Origin of the sequence: Nocardia sp. NPDC060249 (assembly GCF_042728755.1) — a bacterium.
GTDB lineage: Bacteria > Actinomycetota > Actinomycetes > Mycobacteriales > Mycobacteriaceae > Nocardia.
Genome location: NZ_JBHXAQ010000003.1, coordinates 102694 through 122157, shown reverse-complemented (window position 1 = coordinate 122157; position 19464 = coordinate 102694). Strand labels below are relative to the sequence as shown.

Below are 19464 nucleotides of genomic sequence, written 5' to 3'. Positions count from 1 at the left end.
GCGCAGCCGGTCAGCTCGCGTCCGGGATGCCGAGGCCGGGCAGATGCAGGTTGGCGTTTCCGGCCCGCTCGACCCAGCCCTGGTAGACCAGCGTCAGCGGGGAGTCGATGCCGAAGCCGTCGCGGAGTCCGGTGACGGTGATCGCGGCGAGCCGCTGGTAGGCGTCGGTGTCGACCGGCCAGGGGAATTCGGCCCACCAGTTGTCGCAGTGGTCCTGGTCGGGTTGGCGCCAGCCGGCCCGGGTGATAGCTCGCCAGCCTGCGTCGTCGGGGCGGGATTCCGGGTCGAGCCACGCGTTGCCGGGGAGTTCGGCCAGGACCGATTCGCTCGTCTTGCGAAATTGTGCGAAGCGGCGCGAACTCGATGGTGCCGCTTCGCCGATCACCAGAACTGTGGTGTCGGGGACGGCGGCGAGCTCGTTTGCCAGCCCACGGGCGAATTCTTCCCAGTCGGTCACAGCAGGCCCTGGTTGTCGAGTTGGAGGTTGCGGTCGTCGGCGGCGAGGCGGGTATTGGTGACCAGGTTCAGCCAGATCGACGCGGTGGAGAGGATGAGGACGACGGTCGTTTCGGCGCCTGCCCATCGAATTTGCGGGGTCGATGCTGTGACCTGTGCGGTCGGCTCACCGAGGCGCTCGCTGATCGCCTGCGCGTAGTCAGTGAAAGCTGTTTTCACAGCGGGCTTTTCGCTGGGTTCGGCGTAGTCGGTGAGTTGCAGCTCGATGCGGGTCACCTCGCCGTTTTTGGCTTGGATGGTCCCGCTGTCGGGGCCGAATCCGGTGTCGAGCATGATGCGGCGCGGTCGGCTGGAGATGGTGTGCCAGCCGAATTCTTCGACAATCGCGGGGGCATCGTCGATGTTCCATGACCAGTCGAGGTCGGCCAGTCGGTCGGCGAGATCGGCGGCGTCGGCGGATGGCATCGTTCGCCATGCGGTCATTCGCTTGCCTTCCTGTTGTCTTGGAGCGCGAGGCCGGTCATCGGAGCCGCGAGTGCGCCGTCCTCATCCCATTGTCGGCGGAGTAACAGCCGGTGGTGTTTGTCGTAGTGGTGTTCTTCGCTGATCCGGCCGTCGGGGCGGTACCGGTACCAGGATCCGATGGGGCCGGTGGGGCTGTTGACACCTTCGCGGCGGAGCTGTCCCTTGGCTGACTCGGTGTAGAGGCCGTCGGGATAGCCGTCGCGATAGTCCTGGACGTGGGTGGGGGTGTGGACTCGTCCGGTGAAGGGATGACCGTTGTGCTGGAGGGCACCGGATTCGGCGGTTGTGAGCGCGGGATCGTCGTGGGCCAGGTCGGGGTGGGTATCGGCGGGGTAGTCGGTGAGCTCGCCGTTGTCGTCCCAGCGCTGTCGGCGCAGGGTCTTCCCGGAGTCGTCGGCGATGTCGCGGTGTCGCGGGGTGCCGTCCTGGTTCCAGGTGATCTGGAGACCGATGGGGTTTCCCCGGTGGTTGACCCAGGCGTGGTCGCGTGCGCCGTCCCAGTGCCACGCGAATTCAGGCCCGTCGCGGTAGCCGTCGAGGTGCCATTCGATTTCCACGATGGGCCCGTCCGCGTAGTCGTAGCCGTATCCGACGGCTTGGCCGGTGAATGGTTGACCGCGGTAGGTGTTGAGACCGTCGTGGTTCTTGTCGTAGACGAGTTCGGGGTCTTTGTGGTTGACGGCGCTCGGGAGGAGAGGTTTGGCAAGGGCCGCGGCGTCGAAGTCTTCGATGAGAACTCCGGCGGAATCCCAGCGTTTGCGGTGTTGGAGATAGCCGCTCGTGTCGAAGCTGTCTTCTTGGATGAGCGTGCCGTCGGGGGACCAGTAGCGCCAGTCGTCGTACTTGAATCCGCGCCTGTACCAGCCCGAGTGCCGCCGTGTTCCGTCCGGGTACCAGGCGGTGCAGCTTTGTTCGCGGTAGCCGTTCTCATAGGACGTGTTTTCGATTTCGGTGAAGTCGGGCAGGTATTCGACTGTTTCACCGGTGAACGGTTCGCTGCGGTAGTAGACCCGTCCGTCCACGGTGGTCAGTTCGGGGTCATTGATGTCGATGAACAGCGACACGCGACGTTCCTTCCCGCTCGTTCGCTTCTCAGAAATAGGACAGGAACGCCGCGTCGAAATCGGGGTCGCGGGTGTCGAAGTTCTGGGGGACGTAGTCCAGGGCGCGGACGTGTTCTATGAACTCGGTGGGGAGGACGAGGGCCTGCTCGGCGAGGTACTTCAGCGAGTCCTCGCGCCAGATCCAGACGCCGTCGGAGTACAGGGAGGGGCCGCCCTCGATGTCGGTGTCCCTGGTGAACAGGTCGGGGGATTCGCCCATGACATCGAAGATGGCGCGGACCTTGCGCATGTAGTTCAGAATCCGGTCGCGGTCGCCCTCGACGGTTCCGGTGGACGCGTCGAATACCGAGGGCAGTTCGTCGTGCCCGCGCTCGTACATCTCGCGGTACATGGCCACCGGCTTCAATTCCATTGCGTGCGTCCCGTTCTCGATTTCATGGAGTCTGTGCCGGGCTTTCCGTGCCAGTCGGTGTGGGTGCCCGGTCGCGTCTGCACTTCGGCGAGCCGCCGACCCCGATCCTTCGCCCGCACCGGCTGGTCGTCAAGTCGCCCGGCGGGAGGGGGCGGTGCGGGGTGTTCCAGCCGCCTGGCGTTCATTTCGCCGTCACCGCGGCTTGGCCGGTGCCTGACACTGTTGTTGCGGAGGCGAACGAGTTGTGGTGTGCTCGACCGGGCATCACTATTGAGGGATGAGGGGCGATGGCGACGTTCACGGGCTCGAGTTGGTGACGTAGCGCTCCATGATAGATCTCCCATCTGGGCTGCATTGGCTCTCGATTCTTGCCGGCATGGAGTGGCCGGAGGGCAATGAAGACGAGATGTGGGCCATGGCCGAGGACTGGCGCACGGCCGCAGATGGTCTTCGTGGCCTGGTAGACGACGTCGACGCCGCCAAAGATGCTGCGTTCAAGGCCTATCCGCAGGGCGACGGCGTCGAGGACATGCTCAAGGCCTTCGAGGGGATGGCCCGCGGCGACCAGTCGGTGACCAAGCTGGCCGAATTGTTCGACATCCTCGGCGATTCGGTGTATCAGACCGGCACCGAGATCGAATACACCAAGATCATGTTCCTGTCGTCGCTGGGCTTGCTGGCGCTGGAAATCGCTGCGGCGTGGGTGTTTCCGCCGACCGCGCCCGCGGTGCAGGCAGCCGCGATCGGCGTGACCCGCATCGTCGCGCGGGGAATTTTCGGGCGTGTGCTGGCAGCGATCCTGCGCCACGGCGCGAAGGCCGTGATCACCCGGGTCCTGAAGTTCGTCGGCCAGCACGTCGCGATCGACACGGCCCTTGGCACACTGCAGGAACTCGGCGTGCAGCAGTGGCAGGTCGATCAGGGCCACCGCAAGGAGGTCGACTGGAACCAGGTGAAGGCGGCCGCGGTCTCCTCGGCCGCCGGTGGTCTGGCGGCCGGTCCGTTCGGCAACTTCCTCGGCAAGCGGCTCGGCGACGGCATGTCGCCGTGGCTCAAAGGCGCGATCACCGGCACCGGCGCCGGTCTGGTCGGCGCGGGCGGCGGCATGCTCGGCCAATTCGGGTACGAGGGTGTGACCCAGGGATGGGATCAGGCCTGGAACAACCTGAAGACCGCGGCCTCCGACCCGCTCATGTGGAGTGCGGGCGCCACCAACGGCGGCCTGTCGGGACTGAACAAAGCCGGAGCGAATTCCGCGTGGTCGGCGATGAAGCCCGGGTTGTTCGAACGGCCCAGCTTCAGCTCCCAGGTTCGCGATGCCATGCCCGGCCACGACCTCGGAACCTTCGGGCAGAACGACGGTGCGGGCGGCGACGGGTCGTCCAACCGGCCCGGTGGCGAGGGCGAGAACCGGGCAGGCGCCGATGACGAGACGACTGGTGCCGGTGGCGACGACGGCGTGCGCGCGGGTGCGGGCGACGACACCATGGACGGCGAGGGTTCGGGTGAGTCGCGGGCCGGTGCCGGTGACGACGGCCAGTCGATGCGCCCCGCCGGTAGCACGCAGTCGCCCGAGGGTGAAGCCCAAGGACCGACGAATTCCGACGAGGGACGGGCGAATCAGCAGTCCGGCGACGACGGGCAGTCCTCGGCCGAGGGCGGCGCGGGAGCTGGGCGCCAGGATTCCAAGCCCGAGGTGCAGGCCGGCGAATCACCGGCGGGTGACGGCGGACGTCAGGACAGCGGTGGTCGTGCCGAAGGGGAAAGTCCTGCGGCGCAGTCGGATTCCGGGCAGGACACGTCGCGGGCGGGCGAGGCCGAGGGCGCCGACGGCGCGAGCGTCGGCGAGGGCACGCGCACCGACGCGCAGTCGAGCGGCCAGCCGGTCACGCAGGTCAACGACAGTCCGGCGACCAACCGGGACACCACGACGCAGGCCGGGGCGCCGGTCGCCGCGGGTATGGCAGGTGCCGGGCCCGCGGCGACGGCGGGGCCGTCGCCTGCCGCGACCAGTCAGGCGCCGGTCACCAATCAGGCCACGACGCCGACGACCGGGCAGCCCGCTGCGAGTCCGACTCAATCCCCGGCTGCGCCAACACAATCGACGCCGCAGCAGACCACCCCGGGCCAGCAGGCGACGCCCGCGCAGGGTTCGCAGCCCGCGGCCCGTCCCGGCGCCCCGGAAGTCCGCGCGGGGTTGACCGACGGCGTGCAACCAGGATCTGACATTCGTTCCGGCGCACCGGAAGTCAGAACTGACAACCCGTCTGTCGATGAGTCGCGGGTGGCCGACCCGCAGGGCACCGCCGAAGATCCCGGTGCGACGACTCGCCCCGACGGTGAAAGCCGCGCGGGTGTCGGCGAACAGCGCGGTGCCGGTCTGGCCGAGACGCCGCTGCAGGGGTTGCAGGCCGCGCCGGGCGAAGCGCCGCCGACCCGCGCGGGCGAGCCCGAGGCAACCGCCGACCGGACTCGTGCCGGGGATTCCGAGGTTCGGCCGCAGGCCGATCCGCTCGCCGATATTCCGCCGGTGGTGCCGATCGTCGGCGCGGATCCGGGTGCTAGCCCGGCCAGGCCGGGTTCGGAGACGGGTCGTCCCGGGCGACCGGGGGCCGACGACTCCGCCTCGCCGCGCGACCGCACCGACACCGGCGATGATCGCAGGCAGCCACAGCCCGACGACAACGACAGCGGCCCGGTTTACGACACCCGGCTGCCCAACGGCCAAGGCGTCGTGCACCATCCGACCGGTACGGCCATCGGTGAGGACGCCCGCACGCACCGGGTGAGCGAGAACGTCCGCAACGACGGCTCCCACGACGTGGTCGTGCACGGGCGGCGCGACGGTTCGGTGACCCCGAGCAACGGGGACCCGGTCCACCCGCGTGACATCGTCGACGCGATCCGCAGCAACCCGAATTACGTTCCAGGAACGCCTATTCGGCTGCTCGCCTGCCACGCGGGCAACAGCAAGGGCTGGGCGCAGTACATCGCCGACCAGCTCGGTGTCGACGTCACCGCGCCGACCGATCGCGTCGGTGTGCGGCGCGAGCCCGGCTCCGACCCGGTGATCGATCGCGGCGGCAAGTGGCGCACGTTCAGCCCGGAGTCCGCGACGGCGCCCAGCGACACCCCTTCGCCCAGAACGGATTCCGATTCCTCCGATCCTCGCGATCGCGACAGTCTCGACGGTGACGGTCCGCCACTGGATCGCGACCTGGTCGACTTCATGAGCGACCAGGACCCGCCCACGCGCCCGGCCGCGATGTCGTTCCTCGAACCCGGCGACGGGACCGTCAACGCACCGTTCAACCGGACGCCCGGTGTGGACGCGCGTCTGCTCGGCGTGCTGGATCCGAACGACCCGATGGTGCAGACCGCGGGCGATCCGCCCCGGATCACCCATGTCGGCGGGGAGCCGATCGACGAGTTCTCCCACCGGCTCAGTGCCGAGCGTGGACAGGCGTTCGTCGACGCGTCCACGCCGGACGCGGCCCTGGTCGCCGACTACGAGCAGCACAAGGCCCAGCAGAAGGCGCTGGAAACCGCGAAGTCCGACAAGGGCCGGGCGGTGCGCGATGCCGCGATGGCCCTCAAGGACGCCCGGGCGGCACACACCCGCGCCGTCGAGGCCGCCGCGGACGCACGCAACCGCGGCGCCGAGGACGCCGACGCGCTCGGCCGCGCCGCCGAGGAAGCCGCGGACGGGGTGCGACGCGCGGAGGACGGCGTCACGCACGCCAAGGAGCAGGCCGCCGCGGCCAAGACCGCCCTCGACAACTTCCTGGCCGCCGACGCGGCCGAAACCGCGGCAGGCGATTCGCCCGCCAAGCGCTTGGAGAAGTCCGAAGCCGAGCGGCTGCCCGCGAAACGACGGGGCCACGTCACCTCCATCACCATCGACCGCCTGACCGGTCGCGTCTACGAAGCCGCCAACGGCACCTCCGATCAGCTGATCCACCCGTCCAAGCTGCACCCGGCGCTGTACGACAACATCGTCCACTACCAGTACCCCGAGCACGCCTACCACCACGGGCGTGACCCGGCGGTGTTCCCCCACGCGGACAACCCGCTGGGCCACGCCGAGGTGCGCGGCACCAACGCCGCCCTGCACGACCGGGAACTGCTCAACCAGCAGCGCGGTCCGGATGACCAGCTGCCGACCGATTTCGACGGCCTGGCCAGCATTCTCAACTCGCCGTTCGTCCCCAGCCGTGGCGTCGAAGCGCCCTGCTGCGCCAACTGCACCCGGGTGGTGCAGGGCACCGAGAGCACCGCGGGCCACATCATCGACGAAGGCGCTCCTCGCGTCGACCCGCTGCGGCACGCCGATCTCGAACAGGCGGCCCGCGACGGCAACCCCGTCGAACCCCGGCTCGTCTCGCCCGACTACCCGGACACCGATTTCATGGGCGACGACGATGATGTCGCCGGTCCGGATCGCGGGTCCGATGATTCGGTGCCGCCGGGGATGGTGCGTGGGGAAGACGGGCTGTTGCACCGGCCGGGGGATCGAACAGACAGCTATCGGGATCCGGATGGGACCTGGCATCACGTCGATGACCCGGCGGGCACCAAGCGCAATGTCAACTTCGGCCTGCACGGGCCCGGCGGGGCGTTCGCCAAGGATCATCTGAGCAGCGCCGACTACCTGTACGACGCGATGAAGGGCGATTCGGATTCGCACGAGATGCGCGATCCGGACCGGGCTGCCGAACTGGAAGCCGCGTCGCAACGGCGTCTCGAACTGCAAACCGAACGTGACGGCGTTCGGACCGAGCTCAAAAAGCTCATGGCCGAGTTCGAGATCAAAGAGGCGAAAGAGCTGGCGCCCAAGCGTCTTTCCGACGCGATCCAGAACCTGCGCCAGGACATCCGGTCCGATGCCGCGCTGAGCCCGGACGAACGGACCGCCAGGCTCGAGCTGCTCGGCGATCTGGAAGACACCGCCACCGACTACAACGACCTCGGTCGCGAGATGATCGAGGTGTCCAAGACGCTCGGCGAGGTAGCCGGAATCGACTTCGCGCTCGATCCGGACGCCCGCCCGCGCGCCGTGCTGCTGACGCCGTTCGAAGGGGCATTCGACGGCGCCGGTGTGGTCGACATCGCTGCCTACGTCCCGCGCGCGGACGCCGACTCGGCGCCGACTCTGGTCGTCGTCGAGGCCAAGGGTGTGGGCTCGGTCCTGGGCGGCTCCAAAATTGCGCAGGCGGAACAGGGTTCGCCGGAATACCTCCGGCGCACCTTGGACATGGACCGCAATCTCGCGCAGATCCTCAACGAGACTCCCGACCAGATGGCGGCACGGGGCATCGACCCCGACAGCCCCGAGGGCCGCGCGCTGACCGACGCGGTCGCCGACCTGCGGCAAGCGATGGAAGACGGCACCCTGCAGGTCGAGTACCGGCTGGTACACACTGCCGCCGACGGAACGATCACCGTCACCGAGCTGCTGCTCCAGCGCGACGGCGTGAATGTGCTCGCCGATGTCCCGTTGCCGTTCGGCGCCGATCCGAATGCGCTCGACCGTGGCGATGACGCGCCCGACGACGACATCGATTTCATGGATGACGACGACGATCTGGTGCCCGGCGATACACCGGATTCACGGGACAGCGATCCGCCTGAGCTCGCCCCCGCGATGTCGAAGGTCCAACCCGTGCCCGCCGTCGACGCAGAGCTGGGGTCGAGCGATGTGCCCGCCGCGAAGGCGCACCTGCTCGGCGAGCTGACCGGCGACATAGTCCGGGATGCCGACGGCTACATCACCAAGGTCGACGGTGAGTACGTCGACGAACTCGTGCGCCGGGTGGCTGCCGAGCGGTTGCCCTTGTACGCGGCGGCCAGCGAAGCGGCGGACCGGCAGAAGGCAGCCGATATCGCGGCGACCAAGCCGGAGAAGACCCGTCTCGCTGACGAATTGGACGACGCCAGGCGTGCGCGAGGCATCGCGAATCGCAATCTGAAGGACGCGGCGCCCGAGGATCTCGATACCTTGACCGAGATTCGCGACCAGGCGAACGAAAAGTTCGAAGCCTTGGAGAAGAAGGCTGCGGCGGCGAAATCCGCGTTCGGTGAGGCGAATGGGCGGCCGAACCCGATCGGACCCGTTGTGGCCGTCACGATCGATCGTCTGACCGGGCGGGTCTACGAAGCGGCGAACGGCGCGCCGGAATCGGGCCTGCGCGTCGCCGACCTTCACCCGAGGTTGTACGAAAACGCCGAAGCGACCGGTCAAGATATGGCCGAGCTGGCCAAGGGCAACAAGGACGCGACGGTGTGGGATCACGGCGACGATCCGCTTCGTCATGCCGAGGTTCGCACGACCAACGAAGCGCTACACGATCGCGAACGCAACGGTGAGCGCACCGATCGCGCCTCGATGGCGGCGCTCGTTCACGCACCCATGAATCTCAAGTCGGCCGAAGGCGTCGTGTGCTGTGCGAACTGCACCCGAATGGTTTCCGGGACGGAGAGCGCGGAGGGCTTCTCCCGCAGGCACGTCGACGGCGTGCCGCACGACATCGTCGACGCCGAACTGCGCGCAGACCTCGAAGGCTCGACGAATCCGGACGGCACGCCGCGGAGGCCGGCCCTTGTCTCCTGGGACGGTGCTCTGCGGGCCGACACCGACTTCATGGGTGACGAGGACGGCGAAACACAAAACCGGAAACCAGATTTCGCCGACCCGGAACCCGAACCGCCGCAGCGTGAGGTCCGCGTCGAGCTCGGTGCCAACGGGGAAGTCGTCGCTCTGCACATCCAGCTGGCCGACGGGCAGTGGGTGGTCGCGCGGAACGACGGTGACGAGGCCGCGCAGAATGTGCCCGCGCGCAACGACGCCGACATTCCCGAAGTCGACAACCGGAATGCCCTGCGGAAACTGGTCGATGATCTCAACGCCGGGTATCAAGGGCTGAATCTCAAGTACCCGTCCGGATCCGGCCTCGATCATCGTGGCCAGACCGCGATCCGCGATGGGGTGTCCGGTGGCGCGCATCTGATCTCCGATCCGGCGCCCACGCCGGCGCAGCCCGCACCGCCGCCAGTGGATGGTCCGACGATCGGTGAGCCGCCCCCCGGCGCGGGCGATCCCGCGTTGAATGTGGCGCGGATCGGCAGGGAAGGGCTCACCTGGTACCACAACCGTGAGCACATTCCGGTGATCGGCGGGATACTGGGACGTGAGGCGGATTCGGCAGGCGACTACCGCCCGGTGTACTTCCCCGACGGCACCGAATACCGGCCGTGGATCTCCGACGCCGATCCGAACGCGGTGCGCGACACCGTACTCAGCGAGCTGCGGGCCAACCGGATGGACGCCGACGAGGTCCGCGACATCCTGCAGCAACTGTTCGCCGATGCTCGCGATCCGCGACTGCGCCAAGACCTGATCGACGATCTGGAATTCAACGGACTCATCGACACCGACGAGGCGCGGGCGATGGAGGACGCACCCCTTCCGCCCGCCGAGACGCCGCCGCAACAGCAGGGCCTGCCGCCCGAAGGCGAGACGCTGACCGAGATGGCCGAGCGGCTCGGCATCGACCTCGACGGCGAGGGACCCCGCGATGTGCGCCGGGCGATCGACGTCCAGAGCCACCGGCTGCTGCGCGAGATCGGCGCGATCGAGGGCCTGGCCGACGCGGCACGCCGAGCCGACGAGGAACAGACCCGCCCGTACCGGCGCGCGGATCATCCCGCCGACCCCGCACCCGCCCCCGATGACCGGACACTGCACGGACCGGACCGCCTGCGCGAGATCGAGTCGGACGAACCACGCGACGACGCCGACTACTACGACGACGACGAACCGGCCGGTGCCGAGCCACCGCGGAGTCACTGGGGCGACACCAGTGCCCCACGCCCGGTGCCGTTCTCTCGGGAGGTCAGCTTCCTCGACAAGGATCCGCTCGGCCGGTTCCTGCGCGACCTGATCGTCGCCTTCGAGGGCGTCACCTCGCTGCGCGACTACGACCGGGTCGGCAACGGCGCGGACCGGCTGCCCGAATGGGCCAGCTTCTCCGATGACCGGGAGCCGGGCCGGGACGAGGCACGGGCCCGCGAGTTCTTCGAACACGCACTGCGCCGTGACCAGTTGCGTGACGAATTGTCCGGCTGGGCGGCGATGTTCGGCCGCGATCTCAGCGATCTGTCCGGCGATCGAATGGAGCCGACGCTGAACGAGCTGCGTGACGCGGCGCGACAGCGGGCACAGAACCTCGCCGATTTCATCGCCGCCGCGCAGCCGATCCTGCAGGGTGACGGCGCCGAACCGGTGGGCAAGTCCTACGGTGACCAGGTCGCGCGGGTGCCCGATGCCGACGGCGGTCCGGACCGGCTGCTGGTCGTCGACGGTGCGCTCGACCGCGAGGAGGCGCTGGCCCGCGCGCTGCGGGACAACCCGGAGCTGGCGATCGACATCGACAACGGGGTGCTGCGGCCCGATTTCCGGGCCGTGCACGCCGATGGCGCGGGCAGGCAGTTCCTCGATCCGGTGGCGACCCCGGAGGTGCAGCACATTCGGCGCACCGTGGACGGCGCCGAACTGCAGGTGACGATGATGCGCGGCGAGGACGGCCAGTGGCGCCCCGTCCAGCCGACGCCCGAACCGCCGCCCGCCCCGCGCGACCGCGCCGACATGGTGCGCGACATCGTCGATCTGGCACGGCAACTCGAGCTCGGACCGGCCGCACTGCACCCGGACAACATCGATGCCACCATCCGCGCGCTGCACCTGGACAACGCGGTGCGCGCCGGGCAGGCCGAGGCGCTGTTCGACTACGCCCGCACGATGGCCGACATCGAGACCTTCTACCTGGTCGGTGACGCGCGCGATCAACTGACATCGCGGCTCGGTATCCCGGAGGGCGAGCTCACGCCGAGACGGATCGCCGAGGCACTGACCGATCCGAAACAGCGGCGCGGCAAACGCCAGCAGCAGTTCGAGGACCTGCTCGACGGGCAGCAGCGCGACCCGAGCAAGACCGCGGGTTACTCCCAGCAGCTGCGCAACGTCGACGCGGCCGCGGTCAAGGCGGCGCAGGAAGCGCTGATCCAGGCACTGAGCCCGGGGAATCCGGAGGCGCTGCGCCCGAAGGTCAGCAAGACCGACCCACTCACCGGCCGTTCGAAGGTCGGCCCGGCCGCGAGCGGCATCGATCCCGCCAAGCTGCGCAAACTCGTCACGCGGATGCACCGGCTCGGCGCGGGCGACCATGCGCGGGCGGCGCTGGCCGCCTACGCCGACGCGCTGATGCGCATCGACCCGTATACCGATCATCCCGCGGGCACCAGAGCGGCTGATCCGCGCACCACCGGCGACCCGCACATCTACGACCGCGACGCGATCCACGCTCTGCGCGATGTGGTCGGCGCCGCCGAGCCGGGTGCGAATCCGGTCGACTTCGCCGCCCAGGTCGCCGACAATGTCGCCCGCTCCTATGGCGCGGACGAGCCGGTGGGTCAGAATGATCCACGGCCACAGCCGAATCGGGATTGGGCGCGCTTGGTCGGTGTGGATGTGTCCACCGCCGACGGCGCGAAGTTCGTCGAGATCTACGAGGCCTACCGCGACGGCAAGATCGAGAAGCACGAGGGCCTGAGCCCGGAGGAGCTGGCCGCCGAGATCGCGGCCGTCCGCGAGGAGATCCGCCTCAGGACCGAGCAGCTCGAGCAGCTGAAGGCGCTCACCGACGAGTTCTACCGGCCGGTGGCCGATCTGCCGCCCGCCGAGGGCACGCCGGCCGGGCAACACCCAGGGCCACGGCCCGACGCATTGCCCGAGGGCCGGCGCGGGCTGCCCGCTGGGCCCGCCAGTGGCGAGCCGCGACCGGTTGGCCCGCAATCGGATTCGCGTCGACCGGACACCGAGGTGCCGCCCGAGCGCGGCCGCGACCTCGACGATCGGGCCGATGCGAAGCTCGACCACACCCTGCGCAAGCTGGACGAGGTCGCCGGCGAACTGGCCGAACCGATCCCCTCGCTGGACGATCTGGTCGGACCGGGCGAGCCGGTCGATCCGCTGGCGATGATCGACGACGCCGTCGAACGCCAGAACAAGCTGCACGACCAGGCCGACGAGCGCCGCGCCGACGGTGCCGATGCCGCGCTGGACGACACGCTGCGCGATCTCGACGGCGTCGACGCGGATCTGGCCGCGTTGGAGTCGTACCTGCGCGCCCAGCAGGATTTCGACGCCGCGCAGGCGGAGATCGCCGCCAGGTTCGAGGAGCTGGCGGCCAGGGACGCGGAGGCCGCGGCGCAGCGCGCCGACGACGGCGCGGCGGATTTCGCCGTCCGCGCGGCCGACTTGGCCGCGCTCGAGTCCTACCTCGCCGCGCAACAGCAGTTCGACGCGCTGCGTGCCGAACTCGCCGAGGCCGCGCAAACACGGCCGGAGGAGCTCGACGCCGAAGCGTTGGCCGACGCGCAGGCACTCGAGTCGTATCTGCGGGCGCAGCAGGAATTCGATGCTGCCCGTGCGGAAATGGCCGCCCGGTTCGCCGCCGCGGTCGAACGGCAGGGTGGGGCCTCGACGCCGGAGGGCGGGGGCGGTTCGACGAGCGAGAGCGTCAACGGTTCGCGTTCTGAGGGTGGTTCGCGCGACAACGACGGTTCGCGCGACAACGACGGTTCGCGCGAGGACGACGGTTCGCGCGATGATGACGACGATTCGGGTGATCCGCCCGCGTCGCAGACGGCGCCGGGCGGCCCACCGTCCAAGCCGCCGTCGCGCCCGCCGACCGCACCGAGCCCGGAACCCGAAGAGCCGGCGAAGAACTCGTCGCCACTGGACTTCGGTCTGCCCAGGACGCCCGCCGAACTGGCCGTGCCGGGCGACGGCGCGCTGGATCAGCCGGTCACCGACGGTGTGGATGCCGGCGACGCACCCGAACGCGCGTACCAACGCAGAGACTTCCTCAACGACGTCCACCAGTTCCTCCAGGAGCTGAGCGATCTGCCGCCCTCGGCCACCGCCGACACGCCACCGCTCACCCCGGAGCAGGCCGAGCAGGTCCGCGTACTCGCCGAAGCCCTCGGCCTCGGTGACGCGCTCACCGGTCAGCGTGATCCGCTCGGGGCGCTCGCCGAGATCGCCGATATGGCGCGGGCGCGCGGATTCCTCGACAGCGCACTGGATCCCGACGCCGAACTCGGCACACCCATGCGGTACCCGGACGACTACGAGCCGCTCGACGTCGACGAGCTGCAGGACGGGCTCGACCACTGGCGGGTCGAAGGCGATCCGCAGGTGCGTGCCGAGATGGCCGAGGAGCTGCGGCTGGCCGGACTCGATGACGCACGGCCCTCGCTCGGCACCGAACCGGAGCCGAACCCGCAGGCCACGCCGCTGCACCCGTCGTCGATACTGCCGCCGGAAGACGGAGCACGCCAGCCCGGCGGACCGCGGATCGAGCCCGCCCAGCAGGCGATGGATCGCCTGGCCGCCAGGTTCGGTGTGGATCTCACCGATGCGGGTTCTCTCGATGCCGCACGGTATCGCCAGTTGCTGCGAGCGGGTGCGGTCGAGGCGTTCGCCACCGCGGTCCGCCATGCCGAGGCCGCCACCGATCCGCAGCAGCGGGCGCTGCGCGAGGCCGTCGCGCGGCGCTGGGCCGCCCGGCTGGGACTGCCTGCCGACCCGGGTCTCGTCCGCGCCGCCGACGACATCAACCGGTTGCGCTCCGGGGTGAGGCGCGATGCCGGCGACATGGCGCACCTGTATCAGATGGTGCGCACCGAACTCGACGAGCGCGTGCTGTCACTGGACGTCGACGGCGACAAGATGCTGGTGCGGTTGGTGGCAGACGGGCCCGACGCCTGGCATCTCGAACCGCTCGCCCGCGTCGAACCGAGGCCCTTCACACCGACCGCGGACAAGGCGGTCGAGGTGCCGCCGAAGAAGAACTGGTTGCGCAAGCTGTGGGACCGGCTCGTCAATCGTGGCTACTACGGCGACAATCCGAAGTATCCGTCCGGGTCGAGCATCGACGGTGCCGGTCAGTCGATGCTCGGTCACAGTGCCGGGCTGCCACTGACCACGGTCAAGGACTCGACGCCGGGCCAACCCGGCGGCGAGTACGACCAGCTGCAGATCAAGTTCAATCCGGCGCGCATCCTCAAAGAGGGTGTGCTCATGTGGCAGAACCGCGAGCTGGTGCCGATCCTCAAGCACCTGTCCTCGCGAATCGCCGATCAGGCGGGCGAATTCCTGCCGCTGCGCAATCTCGACGGCAGCGAGTACAAGCCGTGGATCTCCGACGCCGACCCGCAGCTGCGGCGTCAGATCGAGCAGGACCTGCGCGACGCGGGGCTGGAGCATCTGCTCGAACCGGAGAGCTTGACGCCACGGGAACTGGCTGCGCGGGAGGCGAAGGAGCTCCCGGAAATCGGTGAGCCGGTCCAGATTTCGAGCGAAGGCGAGGAAGTTCCCGCACTCGCCGAGCCGCTGCCGCCGTGGCTGCAGGATGTGGTCGACGCGGTCAACGGGCGCATCTCCGACGCGACCGTGCTCGAGGCGCTGGCCCGCGAACTCGGGGTCCAGCTCACCGATTTCAGCGAAGACGGGCTGCGCAAAGCCGTCGCCGAGGCCGAATACCGGCTGCTGCGCCGCGACGGTGTGATCCAGGCGCTGGAAGCGGCCGCGCGATTCTTCAACTCCGAGCACGCGAACATCCCGTTCCGACCCGCCAACTTCCACAGCAAGGACCCGCTCGGCGCCTACCTCAAGGAAGTCGTCGCGGCCAAGGGCGACGAGTTCAGCTTGCGAATGCTGAACTGGCGCGGGGTGAACAACGGCGGCGAATGGGTCAACATCTGGGGCGATCTCAGCGACGACGGCGGCGATCCGACCGTCCACGCCGAGGACGCACGCAAGATCTTCGACGACGCGCTGCGTCGCGCCGGGCTGCGTGACGAACGGTCCACCTGGGCGCATCTGGCCGGGGCGGACCTGGAGGCGCTGGTCAACAATCTCGACGGCGAGATCGCGAGGCTGCGTGCGCAGCTGGACGACAACGTCGGGGTGCTCGGTGAATTCACCCAGCGGGTAACCGATTTCACCGACAGCGACAGCGGCGACCGGCTCGTGGTCGACACCGAGAACGGCAAGATCGCCATCGTCGACACCGGGGCCGGGCACGAGGCCGCGCTGGCTCGTGCGCTCGCCGACGCCGACGCCGACTTCATCGACCGGCTCAACCGTGGCGAGGTCGACATCGAGATCCGCGTGGTCGGGATCGATGACGGGGGCCGCGTGCACATCCTCGAGGTCGACGCGCCCGAGGTGCGGCACCTGCGCACCGAGGTGGACGGGCGCACGGTCGACGCGACGATGGTGCGCGACGGCACGCAGCCGTGGCGGATGATCGAGCGGCCGCCCACGGGCGCCGAGCCGGACACCCACCTGCCCGCCGTGGCCGAGGACACGAATCAGCCGGTGCCGCAACCACGTTCGCTCGCCGAGCTCAGGGCCGACATCGCCGAGGTGGCGCAGCGGCTCGGCATCGACGATCCGTCGAACCTGCCGGGGGAGCAGCTGGACAGGCTGCTCGCCGAGCAGGAACGCGCCAATCAGGTGCGGGCCAGGCAGGTCGAGGGGCTGGTCGATTACGCGCGCAGCGCCGACGCCATCGACAACTTCAACGCGCTGCACAATGCCCGCAGTGCGTTGGCGTTGCGGTTCGGCGTCACGCCGGAGGCGCTCAGCCCGGAGGTGATAGCCCGTGGGCTCGCCGATTCGGCGACGCGGGTGGAGCTGCATCGTCAGCGGTCGGCCAACCTCACCGACTACGCGAAGCTGCTGCGCGCGCTCGACCCGGCGGCCGTCGACGCCGCCCGCGACGCGCTCGCCCCGCATCTCGGCCTGCCGCGTGGTGCGCTACCGCTCGACGCGGCGGCGCTGGCCGAGGCGCTGTCCAACCGGGCCGCCCGCGGTGAGATCGACGATCTCGTCGGCCCGCTCGCCGACTACGTGCGGGCGCTCGCGAAGATCGACCCGTACGCAGACAACCTGGTCTACGACCCGGACACCGACCCGCGCGCGATCGGCGAGGACCCGCCGGTGCACCCGCGCGACGCCCTCGACTTCCTGCGCGAGGTAGGCGCCGACGACCTCGGCAACCGGTCGCCGCTACCCGCCCCCGAAGACACCGTCCCCGGACCGAGCCGCGACCACGCGCGTCTGCTCGGCGTCGACCTGACCGACGCCGACGACGCGCGGGTGGCCCAGGTTTACGAGTGGTTCCGCGACGGTCGCATCGACAAGCACGAACGCCTGACCCTCGAACAGCTGGCGCGGGTACACGAGGAGATCCGCGACGAGATCCGGCAGCGCGCCGCCGACCTCGCCCGCCTGCGCGAGCTCCTCAACGAACCGTTCGTCACCGACCCCGAGATCGACGCACCCACGCCCACGCCCACGGTGGACAGCGGACCCACCCCCAGTGCCCCCACCCCGGATTCCCCCGCACTACCCACACCTGATCCCGCCACGCCAACCCTCCCCGGTACACCCACGCCGCCCGCGTTGCCTGCGGGGCCGGAGGTTGGAGGCAGCAACGAGGTACGGCCCGGGTTGCCTGCGGGTCCGGAGGTTGGCGGCGGCAACGAGGTTCCGCCGGGGTTGCCCGTGGGGCCGGAGGCTGGCCGCGGCAACGAGGTTCCGCCGGGGTTGTCTGCGGGTCCGGAGGTTCACGGCGGCAACGAGGTTCGGCCCGGGTTGCTCGTGGGGCCGGAGGTTGGCGGCGGCAACGAGGTTCCGCCGGGGTTGTCTGCGAGGCCGGAGGTCGAGGGCGAGAACGAGGTTCTGCCGGGTGCTGGTTCGCGGCAGGATCCGGGCGCCGACCCGGCCGCGGAGAATGCTGATCCCGGGCTTCCGGCACGGGGGCCGTCGGATCCGAGCGAACGAGTGGTCCCGAGAGAGCCCGGCGACGCTGGTGACCCGACGGATTCGTCTACTCCGCGCAGGGTCGGCCCGGTGGGCGCAGACCCGGATGTTGCGGTGGGCGAAGCCGTTCCGGGCGGCGAGTTCGGCGCGGGTCGGGCCGGCGACGGCATTACGGCTGGGCAGGTGGAGCCGTCGTCCATTCCGCGGGAGCCCGAGTCTGCGGGGGCTGGTACGGATGTAGTTGTGGGCGAAGCTGATCCGGGCAAGCCGACATCGGGCGTTGACGACACCGGTCGGGCCGAACAAGAAGATTCGGAGGCGAGCCAGGGTACGCGTCGACCGTCGGTGGACGATCCGGATTCGGGTGTCGATGACGGCGAACCGACCACGGCCGCAGACCCGGACAGAGGCGGCGACAACGCTGATTCGGAGGACCCCGACAAGAGCTTCGACCTGGATCGGGACGGCGATTCCGACCGGGACGGCCAGGGACCGCCGCGGTCGCCCGACGCTGAGGGGCGGCCGGGAGTACACCGGCAACTGCCGGGGTCGGCGATGCGTTCGCACATCCCGCATCCGCCGCACGAGTACGAGGTCGAGCTCGACGTGCCGGTGTTCGACGCTGTCGCATGGCCGGTGCCGCCGCTGGTACTGACGCAGGATCCGCCGCTGCCGCCTGAACCGCCGCGCCCGCCCGGCCAGCCTGAACCGCCGCGCCCACCCGTCCAGCCGGAACCGTCGCGTCCACCCGTCCAGCCGGAACCGCCGTGTCCGCCGGACCAGCCGAATCCGCCCGTGCCGCCGAAACCGCCACTGCCGCCGGTTCCGCCACTGCCGCCGGTTCCGCCACTGCCGACGGTTCCACCATTGCCGCCGGAACCGTCGGTGCCGCCGCTTCCGCCGGTACCGTCGCTTCCTCCTGTGCCGCCGTGGCCACCTGTGCCGCCGTGGCCGACCGATCCGACTCCAAACGAACCGACGGTGCCGTCGTGGCCGGTCCAGCCGACTCCGCCCGGCGGAAATCCGAGCCTGCAGTCTCTTCCGCCGTGGGGAACGCAACCCCCTGGCTCGGGCATGCCGGACCTGCCGGGGAGCAATCAGCCGTTCCCGCCCGGTGACGGTCAGCCGTTCCCGCCTGGCAATGGTCAGTCGTATCCCGGTGACGGTCAGCCGTTCCCGCCTGGCAATGGTCAGTCGTATCCCGGTGACGGTCAGCCGTTCCCGCCTGGCAATGTTCAGTCGTATCCCGGTGACGGTCAGCCGTTCCCGCCTGGCAACGGTCAGTCGTATCCCGGTAACGGCCAGCCGTTCCCACCTGGAAGTGGTTACCCATACCCGCCGGGTAATGGCCAGCCGTATCCCGGTAATGGTCAGCCATACTCCGGTAACGGCCAGCCGTACCCACCTGGAAGTGGTCACCCGTACCCGCCCGGTAACGGTCAGCCGTACGCGCCGGGCAATGCTCAGCCATACGCGCCGGGCAATGCTCAGCCGTACGCGCCGGGCAATGCTCAGCCGTACGCGCCGGGCAACGGCCAGCTCTACCCCCCGGCGAACGGAAATCCCGTCCCCGACCAATCCGGTTGGCAGCAGCCGGGTACCGGCAATCCACAGGGTGGTGCTCCGATGTATCCGCCGCCCGCGATGCCGCCTGGCGGTGGGCAGGGTGAGGCTCGCAGGCCCTATCGGCCGGAGTATCAGCCGCCGACCGAGCACGTCGTGCTGCGCGTGCGTCCGTATGGCGGCGGCGTACCGGCCGAGTTCGATCCGCGGTCGGGTTCGTTGCGGCCCGCGGCACCGGGACAGCTCGGTGCCGACGGCGTGTACGCCGATCTCGGTGGGGTGACGGTGATCTTCTATCGCCTCGCCGATCGGCTGATGGTGCAGGTCGGCGCGCAGCCGATCGAGCTCACCTGGGCCGCGCAGGTGGGCTGGGAGCGGTCACGGCAGCGGATGACGCGGTTCACGGTCGCGGTCGACGGCAGGCCGATGGGTGAGCTGATCTACCCTTCGCTCCCGCCGGAGCTGGACCTCGGCCTGCTGATCCGTAACGTGGTTGCCGATCCGGCGGGCCGGATGACAATCTTCAGCGACCGAGTCTGATGCGATCGGAG

General features: G+C 69.6%; 5 protein-coding genes. 1 reads left to right on the top strand and 4 read right to left on the bottom strand.

What is annotated here, in order from left to right; genetic code table 11:
- Positions 1-10: 10 nt before the first annotated feature.
- The 4 genes from ACFWFP_RS14400 to ACFWFP_RS14385 are packed head-to-tail and all read right to left on the bottom strand — an operon-like array spanning position 11 to position 2457.
- Complete coding sequence (locus ACFWFP_RS14400; protein WP_379295218.1) at positions 11-457, bottom strand: hypothetical protein; 447 nt, start codon at positions 455-457, stop codon at positions 11-13.
- Positions 454-939: a DUF6301 family protein gene (locus ACFWFP_RS14395; protein WP_379295217.1), complete on the bottom strand. Its 486-nt coding sequence runs from the start codon at positions 937-939 to the stop codon at positions 454-456. Before ACFWFP_RS14395 ends, ACFWFP_RS14400 begins: the two co-directional genes overlap by 4 nt.
- Positions 936-2045 (bottom strand): hypothetical protein, encoded by a 1110-nt coding sequence (locus ACFWFP_RS14390; protein WP_379295216.1) that lies wholly within the window; start codon positions 2043-2045, stop codon positions 936-938. Before ACFWFP_RS14390 ends, ACFWFP_RS14395 begins: the two co-directional genes overlap by 4 nt.
- 28 nt (positions 2046-2073) lie before the next feature.
- Entirely contained in the window at positions 2074-2457 is a 384-nt protein-coding gene (locus ACFWFP_RS14385) for a hypothetical protein (protein ID WP_379295215.1), read from the bottom strand.
- Between the two features lie 376 nt (positions 2458-2833).
- On the opposite strand from ACFWFP_RS14385, the gene ACFWFP_RS14380 reads away from it, so the two are divergent.
- Positions 2834-19453, top strand: coding sequence for a hypothetical protein (locus ACFWFP_RS14380; protein WP_379295214.1), 16620 nt, complete (start codon positions 2834-2836; stop codon positions 19451-19453).
- Positions 19454-19464 lie beyond the last annotated feature (11 nt).